Raw genomic sequence first — 12,345 nt, 5'->3', positions numbered from 1 at the left:
TTCTTTTATTTTGGCGGTATCCATGGCATTTTCTCATTAAGTTACAAAATTAAAACGCTATTGTAAACTACAGCCAACATAGAAATAATAAAAAAAAGATATGCATTTAGCTTTTCCTTGAGAAAAGCCATGCTTTTATGCATTTGTACGTTCACAGTATTTTCACTAATACCCAAGGACTGGGCAATCTCTTTGTATTTTTTTTCCTTCGAAGCGGTGCATAACAAAAATACGACGACGCTTCTCGGGCATCTGCAACACGGCTGCCTCAACTTTGCTTTTTAACTCGTCGTATTCGATCACTTCGGAGGCACTCTGCTCCATACTCTGGGGCGAGGCCATGGCATCCTGAATGAAGCGTCTCTTATGAACCAGCTTACGCAGATGGTCGATAACAATATGCTTGGCCACCGTAAACAGGTAGGCTTCAAAAGGCCTTCCTTTATCCAGTGTGGCTCTATTGAGCCACACTTTCAAAAAGACTTCCTGCACCAGGCTCTCAACATCTTCTTCCTGTGGTAAGCTTCGCATCATAAAGGCTCTGAGTCGCCCACGGTAGGCGTCCATCAATGCACTTAATGCCCGCTCCTGCCCGGCAACAAGTTGTTCTACCAGCGCTATATCGCTACTTTGCTTCATATTCTCTTTTCGGGGAGATTAAGAATATAATAATTTAATTGAGTACTTCGTCAGGCCAGCTAACCGGCTGACCACTCGCCTTTATTGTAGGGCGATCGGCATTTACGCTGCGCAGGTAATCACCCAGCCTTCCTGCCAATTCTTTTACTTTTTCAGGACAGTCGGCGGCCAGGTTATGGGTTTCACCAATATCGTCCTTAACATTAAACAATTCAAAAGTTTGTGTTTTATACCAATAAATCAGCTTCCAATCGCCACTGCGTATGGTACTGGTGGTACCAATGCCCGGGCCATGTCCACCCCATTTATTAGGAAAATGCCAGAACAAATCGCGCTCATCGGCCGATGTACCGGTTTGCATCAGCATCGGCACAAAACTACGACCATCTACCAATTGCTTCGTCTCGGCATTTTTTAAACCTGCCATCTCTAATATTGAGGGATAAAAATCCTCAACAATAAGATAATCGTCACATTGCGAGGCAGGCTTCACCTTACCCGGCCATTTAACCAACATGGGTTCGCGGATACCTCCCTCATAAGCCGAACCCTTTCCACTATTTAAAGGAGCATTGTGCACATGGCGCTCTCCGCCTCTATTATGGGCACTCAATCCGCCGTTGTCCGACATAAACAGCACAATGGTATTATCATCCAGCTGATGCTCCTCCAGGTAGTCCATCAAGTCACCCAAACTCTTGTCCATGCCTTCTACCATGGAGGCGTACTTCGCCTCTGTTTCATTCATCCCCTTATCAAGGTATTTCTGTACAAAACGCTTATCAGCTTCGATGGGTACATGCACGGTATAGTGTGCCATATACAGAAAAAAGGGCTTACCACTGGCACGGGCACTATCGAGTGCGTGTTCTGCCTCAATCGTAAGCGCCTCGGTAAGGTTAATATCCTTTCCGTGGTATTTTTCCAGCCCCGGTATAGCCCACTGATTTAATGGCAAACCATTTTCATCGTGACCATAATTGCGCAGTCCCTGATAGGTAGCCGGTCCTCCGGCAGCATGTCCGGCAATATTAATATCGAAACCCAGGTTACGCGGGTCGGCCGCAGGGGTGCCAATGGCGCCAAAATGCGCCTTGCCACTATGGATGGTAAAATAGCCCTTTTCCTTCAGCAAGAGGGGAAGCGGCGTGGCTACCGCTGCATTCTCAATGCTATCATTGGTTTGAAGTCCATTCATATTCCATTTTGGAAAATCCAGTACCTCATCAGCAGCATCCTGCGAAACATTGCGGCGAAGCGTCCAGTTGGTTACGCGATGACGAGCAGCATTCATACCGCTCATAAGGCTCACCCGGGTGGGCGAACAGACCGAACTGGCATAGGCCTGGGTAAATTTCATACCCTGACTGGCCAGGCGCTCCATATTTGGGGTGTGATATTTTTTATTTAATGGTGTTACTTCTTTATGAAAAGGAACCGAAGTATCCTGCCAACCCATATCATCCACCAGGAATAAAATAATGTTTGGCGACTTCACGTCATTTTCGCCGGTGCAAGCTCCCAGCAGCATGAACATGAACATGCTACAAAAAAGTACCAGCTTATTATTTTTATATATTTTTTTCATTAAACTACATTTATTGACGATAACATTCTGTTATTATTTCAAAGCCGGCGTAACTACTTTGCAAGCCACCCGGGCGATTGCGCTCTAACCACAGCTCGCGGTAACGCGCCAAAAGGCGCTCCCAGTCCTTCATCATCATCTGCTTACATTTAGCACTTGCCAGGCTCATTTTATGATCGGGCAAAGATAATCGTTCTTTTGCCATTTGGGCACTATGACGAGCAAAACCGGCTGCTAAAATCAACTCATCCCTCATAAGACGCTGTTCGTCATTAAAGACAGAACATTGATGTAATCGATTTAATAAATTATCCAAAGTATTCAGTACTTCCTGCGTATTGGTAGCGTTTACATGCTTAAGCTTTGGCGTAGACAAAGAGGCATCGGGAGCTCGTAAGATATCATAAAAAACATTAACATATTTTTGAATATCACCATCGTAGAGCTTATACACCTCGCCCAATTCAACAATCAACTTACTTAACTCAGGATTGGGCTTAGCCATCATGCTATTGCTCATTAGTCGATCTGTGGGCAGCTCTTGGTTTTGATCAAGCGCCCAGCTAAGACCCGCTCCATACATTATGCCCGGGTAACTGATTAGGAATGATTGCCAGTGCCCAAAATCACCCCAATCAGTGATTAGATAGCCCTCGGCTCCGTGCTTCTTTCCTGCTTTGGCAGCCTTCAGCAGATTGATTTGTGCATTGGGCCACCGTCCAATAAACGACTGCCAGCTGGAAGTACCGGGGCACACATAAAGCGGCAGGCCGGCCTCTTTGATCTTGCGACAGTTTTTGTCAAACGGATACCAGGCACGATAGCCCCAAACAAGGCAGGTAAGATCCTTGGGCAGGCGATGCAACTGATCGGGATGATGAAGAATAATATCGGCCCACATTTGTGTACGATAACCCTTTTTACTCAGTCCCCGGGTTAAATCCGACATATAATCCACATAAACCTGCCCCTTTCCTTTGGCATCACAAACCGCTTTGGAACGACCGTATCCCAGCTCCCAGGGCTCATCACCACCAATATTAACAGTGGCAGAACTAAAGTTGGGCAGTAACTCGTCGAACATGCCGTTCACCAGCTCCATGGAAAGCGGATCAATGGGATTCAGTGTTGTGCGACGCTGCAGCTGACTGGGTCCCTCAGGCTGTATAGTTTCCAGCTCTGCCAAGTGCTGATAGTCTTCATGTTCCAGCCAACGTTCCATATGACCCAAGGCATTCTGATTGGGCACCAGATCGATAAAACGCTCTTTGCAATAGCGATCTATACGAATAATGTCCTCAGCCGTGTAAGGTGAATAGGCCTGCCACACCTGAGGGTGGTTCTGATAGGCAAAAGTATGCTCGGTATATAATTGCAGCTGATTTATTTTCCAGGCTGCTAAATGATCAATGATTTGAAAGAGCGTTGCCAGACGAGGCACCCGGTCGCGACTCACATCCAACATAAAACCCCTGTGCTCAAAATCCGGATAATCCTCAATACTAAGACAAGGTAGCCCTTCGGCCCGGCCTGCATAGTCAATTAACTGACGCAGTGTTTGCAGCCCATTAAATACACCTTGCGCATCGGCACCCGTTAATTCAATTTGTTCTTTCTTAATATGCAAGTGGTACCCCTGGGCTGGCAGGTCTTTGCTGCCATCAATGTGAATGTGCAAATTGGGCTGCTCGCCAGCTGCACACTGCCGTGTAAGCTCCCAATGCCAGCCCAGATCCTTAAATTGCTCACGCAGGCTGAGGGTGTGCTCCAACAGTCGATCATCATCAATACCCTTGCCTAACAGGATACGACCTCCCGTGGGACTCATCATTCCCTTCTCTATCTTTATGCTTTGCGGAGACGGTAACAGAAAGTCCTCCAGGGGAACTGTTGCATAGGTGCTTGCCCAACAAAAACACAGACAGAGCCATGTAGTAATTTTCGTTAGTGATTTCATATCGTTCATTCGTTTTCATTTGCCATACGAAGCTCCCAAATAAATTTGATCATTGACTTGGTCGATATTGCCATTCGCCTGTGTATTAATTTGAATAATCAAATTTGAATGATCGTTTCATAAGCTTATAATTTAACAATCCGGTATTCACTGCGTGTCACAGCCAATACCGGATTGAATTTCATTCTAATTAAGCAACTTATTTAAGTGGCTTAATGGTGTAAGAATAAGTATAGTTGCCCGGCTTAATGCGGTATTGCTCAATGGGCTTGGCCTTATAAGACCAGGTATTGGCACCACCCACACCCACCTGACGCAAATCAAGGTTAAGCGTTAAATAGTCAGCCTCTACCAGCTCATTAATGTGCTTCGCCTGCTCCAGCGTTTCGGCTGTCCAGGGCCATACTGAAGTACTCAGTGGCTGAGCACCCTCAATGCGAACACCCTTTCCTTTGGGAGTTGTCAGCTGTAACCAACGTACTTCGGTATAGTTGCTACACTCCTGCGGAGTAACATAGTGATGTACAAAATCATTAACTGTTCCTGAATAAACATCTACCTCCGCTGCGAAAGCACGGTCGATATAGTTTTCCCAGGGACCTTTACCGTACATCTTCATCTGCTGCAGGCTCTTATTAATTTGCCATTCACCACCAATACGCAAAGGCATAGGCATATCCGCTGGCATCTGCACCTCGTTGGTTACTTCAATATTGGCCTGATAATCTACCTTGTAAGTTACATTTACTTTTACTGAATCATTGAAGCTTTGCTTCACCACTACTTTTAGGTAGTCAGCCGATGACTGATCCAGCTCAACGCTTACAACGGGTGTTACTGATTGGATATCGCGCCAGTAACCCGACTCCTTATGCGATTTCCAACCACGACGATCATTATCGGTTTGCGGACGCCAGAAGTTAGCCTGCGGACCCTGCTCAATCAGCACAGTACCATTGTAACGATAGTTCTCCAGAGCACCGGTGCTTTTCGACCAGCTCACCTCAAAACGCTTGCCTTTGATGGTTAAGCGATCAGCCACATCATCAACAATCAGCCCTTTATTACCTTTCAGGGCAGCTGCTGAAGCTTTTTCCTGCAACATAAATTGTTGCTTGGCCACTTCATAACCTGCTTTTGCATATGCAGTGGCATCAATCTTGTGCATGCTCACGCGCAGCCAGTATTCTTTTCCGGCTTTGCGTTTTACCTTCGATACCGGAAGGGTAATGATCTGCGTTTCACCCGGTGCCACAACAATGTCATCCAACTGACCACTGCGCACCACCTTACCCTCTTCTGATATGCTCCACTTAAAGAAGTAACCCGCTGTTGAGATAAAGTTCATCTTACTGCGTACCTTTATTTCTCCCTTAGCCAAATCAAGCGCTTCGAAAGCAATGGGCTGGAAAACATACTTACACTCCTGAAGCTGAGGTTTTACCGATCGGTCGGGATTAACAATACCATTCAGACAGAAGTTACCCAGGTTAGGCTTATCACCGAAATCACCACCATATTTCCAGTAAACAGTACCGTCTTCATCTTCGGCACGGATACCCTGATCGATCCAGTCCCAGATAAAGCCACCTACCAAAATAGGGTGCTCATACACCATATCCCAATACTCTTTAAGGTTACCCAATGAATTACCCATGGCGTGGGCATATTCGCACATCACCACCGGACGCTTCAGATAACCATTGGTTCCGAGGGCTTTCAACTGCTCCAACGATGGATACATACGGCTTAACATATCCACATAAGCCGGATCGGTGGGGTTGGCCATCTTAGAATGATAGTTGGGTCCCCATTTTTTCGAGGTCAGCGGAATGTAATCGGGGTGTGTAGGCACACCCTGTGCACCTTCATAGTGTACCAGGCGCGTTGGGTCAAAATCACGTATCCAGGCCGCTGCCGATGCATGGTTGGGTCCACAACCCGACTCGTTACCCAGCGACCATGAGAAGATGGAAGCGTGGTTTTTATCGCGCTCTACCATACGGATTACACGATCCATAAAAGAAAGGTTCCATGATGGATCATTGGCCAAACGACCTCCAATACCGTGCGACTCAATATTGGCCTCATCCATTACATAGACACCGTACTGATCGCATAACTCATACACATACGAATCGTTGGGATAGTGTGCCGTACGCACTGCATTAATATTGTAAAGCTTCATCAACTCAATGTCACGCTTCATCTCTTCGCGTGTCATTGTTTTTCCTCCCACATCACTATGATCGTGACGGTTAACCCCTTTTAGCTTAACGGGCTTACCATTTACCAGGAAGACTCCCTGCTCATTGTAGCTATACTCACGGAAACCTACCTGAGTAGAACGTGCTTCAACCACTTCTTTGTCGGCATTACGAATACTTAAAACAGCGGTGTATAAATATGGGTGCTCGTCGCTCCATAGCTGCGGATTCTCAACCTGCCCTTCCATACGACCGAAATACACGTTATCGCGTGCCGGATACCACTCATGAGTAATGGCCTTAACCGGACGAACCAAGGCTTTATCAAGCACAGACTTACCGGCAGCATCGAATAAATTAATTTCCAGGGTCCAGCCTTCAATATCAATATCACCCACGGTTACTTCAGGACGCACCTGAAACAAAGCCGATGAAAAATCATCGTTCAGCGGTGTACGGATAAAAAAGTCATTGATGTGTACCTTAGGCTGAGCCATCAGAAACACTTCGCGGTGGATACCACTCATGCGCCAGTGATCCTGATCCTCCAGGTAGCTACCATCCGACCAACGTATGACCTGAACGGCCAGTTTGTTTTTACCGCTTTTCAGGTGCTTGGTCAGGTCAAATTCGGCCGGTAGACGACTGCCCTGGCTATACCCAACATACTCGCCATTCAACCAGCAATAGAAGGCCGATGACACACCACCAAAATGAATAATCACTTGCTCGTCCTGCCAGTTTTCGGGCAGTTCAAACTCTTTGATATAGGATCCCACAGGATTGGTGCGATCGATGTACGGAGCATTGGGTGTAAAAGGATATACCTCGTTGGTATAAATAGGTGTTCCATAACCGTGCATCTCCCAGCAGGAAGGCACCGGTATGTTAGCCCATGATGAGGCATCAAAATCGGCCCCGGCAAAATCTGTGGATCGGTTTTTACTATCGGGCGTGAACTGGAATTGCCAGTCGCCGTTCAAAAATTTTACTTCGGCCTTCTGCCGATCGAGCAGACGTGCCTCTTCAGCTGTCCGGTAGGAATAAGAGGTGGCGCGACCATCCATCTTATTCTCATGCACCCTATGCTGGTTCTCCCAGTCATTGCTTTGTGCCGAAGCCAACAAAGACACCGACAGCAGGGCACTTGTGAACATGGTTTTAATCATTTGTATTCAATTTTAATTCAACATCAATCTTACTAAACATACAAAACTAAGAATAAGCCATGTTAAAGAACAGTGACAAATCATTAAAAAAGGGGGATTTTTCGGTCAATTACAGGAGGTGTAAATCAATCACAGATGGGGCACCTTCAATAACCATAAAACGATTATCGACTAATTATTAATCACTTACACTTAACACAACGCGTAGTTTGAAGAGTAAGATTAATGATGGGTGTTTTTTGTATTTTTGCAGCTCAAAAACCGCACGTTATGCATAAATTTCTGCTTTGGATATTTCTTGTCTGCCTCATGACCATGGGCAGCAATGCCATGCCTTACGATATCAGTGCAGAATACCTTACGATGCAAAACGGCTTGTCGGATAACAATGTGAACTGCCTGCTCAAAGACCACAAGGGATTTATATGGCTGGGCACGGCCGATGGACTTAATCGTTATGATGGTTTTGCAGTAAAATCATTCAAGCCCTTTGATGGACCATTGGATATATACTCATTGCACCAAGCTACCACGGGACTGATTTGGGTAGGCACCAACGATGGAATGTATGCCTTCGATACTCAAACGGAGCGTTTTATCTTTCATTACAGAGCACCACACGCCGAAGCTGTAACCATCAGGGACATCGATGATCATCCATCAGGCGGTCTCCTTATTGCCTCTGAGATTGGATTGGCCCATCTTCATTTTAGTACAACACCTGTCGCCTCTGACACAACTAGCCTGAGGTGGATCACTCCACCTAAAATGAACAATACTTCTGCCATAGTCCTGCACATTGCCCACGACAAGGAAGGTATTGTTTGGCTGGGTACAAGCTCCAATGAGTTGATTCGTTTTAACTGCACTAACAACACCTTTGAACATTACCAACTACCTAAAAAAAATAAGAAAACACCGTACATGGCCATCACCAGCCTTCGTATCACGAAACAGTATGTCATGGTATCCACCATAGGAGATGGGCTACTTCTCTTTGATAAAAGTACGCATAACACGCTAAATATAACGCATCCCACACTTAGCCATAATGACACTTACGGCATTGTAAAACAAAAAGATGGCGACTATTGGATCGCCACATGGGATGGTCTCGATCAGCTATCGACATTGAGCCACGCAGCTAGCGCAACGCATTACAACTGGAGCCACCCGGCCTTGTCCGATCAGTTTGAGAATCGCATCATCTCCATTTTAAACGACGCTTCGGGGGTTTTATGGCTGGGCACTCACGGTGGTGGCGCAGTTAAGATCAACCTAAAAAAGCGGGTGGTGCACCGGATTAATTTCAACAGCTATTATGAAGTGAAGAGTTTTGCAAGCGATGAAAACAAGCACCTGTACGTGTCCATCTATCATGGTGGCATTAAAAAGAGCCTAAACCCATTTGCCGCAGGCAAAAAACTAGAATTCACAGATTATAACAGCCAACAAAAACGAAAAAAAAACCGCCTGCCAAGTGACATCATTCTCTCTTCAGTAAACGATAAAAGGGGTCATATATGGTTTGGCACCTTACAGAGCAGCCTGTTGCGCTACAACACCCGCACGGATGATTTCCGTGAAGTCAAGGTAAGAGTGAAAGATGATCCCCATTGGAGGGGACGAGTTAACTGCCTGTTTATTGACTCGCACCAACGATTCTGGCTGGGTACAAGCCGAGGGCTGTTGCTTTACGATCGCACAAGCCAACAATTTACGCGTATAAAAGGCCCAACAAACGGCCCGGGTAAACTTTCGGGGCATTACATACGAGCCATCCATGAGGATGCCCAGGGACGGCTGTGGATTGGCACCAATGAGGGACTGAATGAGATGGTTGGCATGCAGTATCCTCATTATCAATTTAGGGCCTTTAATGATGCAAATACATCGCCCCTCACCCTAGCCAATAAAGCCGTTTGGGCACTACACGAAATGGCGAACGGTGAGCTGTGGATTGCCTACCGGGGAGGGCTTGGTTACCTGAGTGCAAAAGCTGACACCATCGCTTTTCTGACCAAGAAAGATGGTCTGTGCCATAACTTTACCACCTGCCTAACAGGGCAGAACGATTCCCTGTTGTGGATCGGAACCAATTCTGGCATTTCTCGATTAAACACTAACACAAAATCGTTTAGCAATTATTATTTTGCCAACAACCTACGCGCCGTGCACCGCTTTGCCGACGGTACACTTATCTGGGGCAATAACAAAGGACTCCTCTATTTCCATCCGGATAGCCTGCGCAACGATGACTACACAGCCAAAGTTCAGATCAGCGATATTGCCGTGAATAACGAGCGAATCAAGGTGGGCGATGAAGTAAATAAACACATCGTGATGACTCAAGCTGCTCCCTACACTAAATCCCTAACCCTGCATCCTCCCATCAGCAGCTTTAGCATTCACTTTGTGGCACTGTCCTACCTCAATCAGGCCAACAATCAGTACGAATACCGCCTGAAAAACCACAACGACAGTTGGGTGCGCGTGGCGGGCCATCAGCGATCAGTAACTTACAACAACCTGGCACCGGGTCGATACACTTTTGAGGTGAGAGCGGCCAACAGCGATGGGGTATGGTCACAAGATATTACACAACTGACAATACATATTGTACCCCCCTGGCATAAAACATGGCCCGGACGCATACTTATTGCACTTAGTATTATAATGATGATTACCCTTGCCTTTGGTATACGGCTGCGCCGCATATATCGCGAGCAACAAATCAATGCTGAGAAAGAAAAACTGGAATATGCCCTTAAGCTGTCGAAGATAGAGCAAAACAAACAACAGGAGCTAAGTGAGATGAAAGCACGCTTTTTTACCAACATTTCGCATGAGTTGCGCACACCGCTTACACTTATTCTCTCGCCCCTTAAAGAGCTATTAAGCCGTGATAGCCTTGATGCTTCACTGAAAAGTAAGCTGGAGCTCATCAATCGCCATGCCGGGCTATTGCATCAGCTCATCTCGCAACTACTTGATTTCAGAAAAACGGAAAAAGGGGAAATGCCCTTAAGGGTTCAACGTACATGCCTGATCGATTTCACGAAAAATATTATTGGCAACTTTGAGTCACTGGCTCACACACGCCACATTCAAATTAAGACCCAACTACCTAATGATAAGGTAGTAATATGGTGTGATCCGGAGAAACTGCGCATAATGCTGAGCAACCTCTTGTCCAACGCCATTAAATATTCGCCTGACAGCGGAAATATCTATATCTCTATTGAAGAAACAGCTTCGTCCATTCTACTAAAGATCAGAGATGAAGGCCCAGGGGTGGATACTGCTTACCACGATGCAATATTTAAACGCTTCTACCAAACCGGGCAGGCACCGGCCGATACTGATACTGCCGGCACAGGCATTGGGCTGGCTCTGGTGCGCGAATATGCCGAGTTGCACGGTGGTAGCATTCGCATTGACAGCCGTCCGGGTCAAGGGTCTACTTTTATTCTGCAGCTACTCAAAGGACGTAAACACCTCAAAGATGCCACTTTTGACACACCAGCTTCAGAAGAAAAAGTAAGTGAAGTTAATATGAAACCCATGAAAGAGGATAGCACGTTGAATAGTGAAGAGCTTCCTCCCATCCTGATCGTAGAGGATCATAAAGAACTCAGAGAATACCTGCGCGAAATGTTCAGTGACACATATTCGGTGCATGAGGCAGGCAATGGCCACGATGCACTGGATAAGCTGCGAAAAAACAAAGATATAAGAGCAGTGATAAGCGATGTAATGATGCCCCTGATGGATGGCATGACGCTGTGTAATGCCATAAAAACAGATGTGGAGCTCTGTCATCTGCCAGTGATATTATTGACTGCCAAAAGTGAAGAAACAGATACACTTAAAGGATTGGAGACCGGCGCCGATGCCTATATCACCAAACCTTTTTCTCCCCCAATAGTGCTTACTACCCTTAGCAACCTGCTTAAAAACCGCATTGGACTAAAACAATACTACAGCAGTAAAATTACCCTTGGCCCCACAGAGGTGGAGATAGAACCGGCAGAAGAGATATTTATTCGCTCTGCCATTGAGTATGTGGAAACACACCTGACCGATCCAGGCTTTAGTGCGGAAGTACTGGCTGAACTATTAAATATCAGTCAGGCCACATTGTACAGGCGCATCAAAACCATTACCGGCGATAATATATCGGTTTTCATTCGATCAATACGTCTTAAAAGAGCCGCTCAACTGCTTAAGCAAAGCAATGATGCAGTAGCCGATATATCCATGCAAATTGGTTTTAACGATGTGGCCTATTTCAGGCGTTGTTTCACAAAACAGTTTGGTATGCCCCCATCGTCCTATCGCAAGGAGAAGAGATAATACCCCATTGGCTTAGGCGAAAAATCCTATAAGCAGACCACTAACAGCCTTCTTTCTGCTGACGACGACGTTTCAAAGGTGATTGTCCATAGGTTTGTTTAAACAGTGTACTGAAATAGCCCTGACTCTGAAAACCCAGCTGCGTTGCAATTTCTGCCACACTATCATCCGTCTGATCAATTCGTTCAAGCGCTACTTGCATGCGCCGCTTGTTGATATAAGCATTGACACCAATGCCCAGAATAGCTTTAAACTTGGCATATAGTGTGGCCCTACTCAATGAAAGGTGCTCCACTAATAAATCAACACCCAATTCGGGATTACCCATCTCGGTATCAATTACGGCATTAATATTATGGCTGTAGTTTACAATAGCGTTTTAATTTTGTAACTTAATGAGAAAATGCCATGGATACCGCCAAAATAAAA

Annotated in this window: 7 protein-coding genes; 1 reads left to right on the top strand and 6 read right to left on the bottom strand. The window is 45.9% G+C overall.

Annotated features, from left to right (window positions below):
* Window positions 1-41: 41 nt before the first annotated feature.
* The 5 genes from ACRD7A_RS18740 to ACRD7A_RS18720 form a co-directional block, all read right to left on the bottom strand.
* Window positions 42-176 (bottom strand): hypothetical protein, encoded by a 135-nt coding sequence (locus ACRD7A_RS18740; RefSeq protein WP_430817966.1) that lies wholly within the window; start codon window positions 174-176, stop codon window positions 42-44.
* On the bottom strand, window positions 166-639 hold the full coding sequence (locus tag ACRD7A_RS18735) for an RNA polymerase sigma factor (RefSeq protein ID WP_430812918.1): 474 nt from the start codon (window positions 637-639) through the stop codon (window positions 166-168). The genes ACRD7A_RS18740 and ACRD7A_RS18735 overlap by 11 nt, the downstream gene beginning before the upstream one ends.
* Window positions 640-673: 34 nt before the next feature.
* On the bottom strand, window positions 674-2,227 hold the full coding sequence (locus tag ACRD7A_RS18730; protein ID WP_430812919.1) for a sulfatase: 1,554 nt from the start codon (window positions 2,225-2,227) through the stop codon (window positions 674-676).
* A 10-nt stretch (window positions 2,228-2,237) separates the two neighbouring features.
* On the bottom strand, window positions 2,238-4,184 hold the full coding sequence (locus ACRD7A_RS18725; RefSeq protein WP_430812920.1) for a beta-N-acetylhexosaminidase: 1,947 nt from the start codon (window positions 4,182-4,184) through the stop codon (window positions 2,238-2,240).
* A 199-nt stretch (window positions 4,185-4,383) separates the two neighbouring features.
* On the bottom strand, window positions 4,384-7,560 hold the full coding sequence (locus ACRD7A_RS18720) for a glycoside hydrolase family 2 TIM barrel-domain containing protein (protein ID WP_430812921.1): 3,177 nt from the start codon (window positions 7,558-7,560) through the stop codon (window positions 4,384-4,386).
* A 270-nt stretch (window positions 7,561-7,830) separates the two neighbouring features.
* On the opposite strand from ACRD7A_RS18720, the gene ACRD7A_RS18715 reads away from it, so the two are divergent.
* Window positions 7,831-11,916 carry a hybrid sensor histidine kinase/response regulator gene (locus ACRD7A_RS18715; RefSeq protein WP_430812922.1) on the top strand — a complete coding sequence of 1,362 codons (4,086 nt, stop codon included), beginning with the start codon at window positions 7,831-7,833 and terminating at the stop codon, window positions 11,914-11,916.
* Window positions 11,917-11,956: 40 nt separating this feature from the next.
* Here ACRD7A_RS18715 and ACRD7A_RS18710 read toward each other — a convergent pair whose 3' ends face one another.
* A complete protein-coding gene (locus ACRD7A_RS18710) occupies window positions 11,957-12,244 on the bottom strand; it encodes a helix-turn-helix transcriptional regulator (protein ID WP_430812923.1) in 288 nt (95 codons plus the stop codon).
* Window positions 12,245-12,345 lie beyond the last annotated feature (101 nt).

It is taken from the genome of Carboxylicivirga longa (assembly GCF_050589825.1).
In the GTDB taxonomy this organism is placed as follows: Bacteria; Bacteroidota; Bacteroidia; order Bacteroidales; family Marinilabiliaceae; genus Carboxylicivirga; species Carboxylicivirga longa.
Note: the sequence above shows the minus strand (reverse complement) of the source record. Positions and strands in the feature narration are given on the sequence as shown.

Coding starts and splice junctions, on each gene's coding strand:
- ACRD7A_RS18720 (WP_430812921.1), bottom strand. CDS start 7,560: ATGATTAAAACCATGTTCACAAGTGCCCTGCTGTCGGTGTCTTTGTTG.
- ACRD7A_RS18725 (WP_430812920.1), bottom strand. CDS start 4,184: ATGAAATCACTAACGAAAATTACTACATGGCTCTGTCTGTGTTTTTGT.
- ACRD7A_RS18710 (WP_430812923.1), bottom strand. CDS start 12,244: ATGGGTAATCCCGAATTGGGTGTTGATTTATTAGTGGAGCACCTTTCA.
- ACRD7A_RS18715 (WP_430812922.1), top strand. CDS start 7,831: ATGCATAAATTTCTGCTTTGGATATTTCTTGTCTGCCTCATGACCATG.
- ACRD7A_RS18735 (WP_430812918.1), bottom strand. CDS start 639: ATGAAGCAAAGTAGCGATATAGCGCTGGTAGAACAACTTGTTGCCGGG.
- ACRD7A_RS18730 (WP_430812919.1), bottom strand. CDS start 2,227: ATGAAAAAAATATATAAAAATAATAAGCTGGTACTTTTTTGTAGCATG.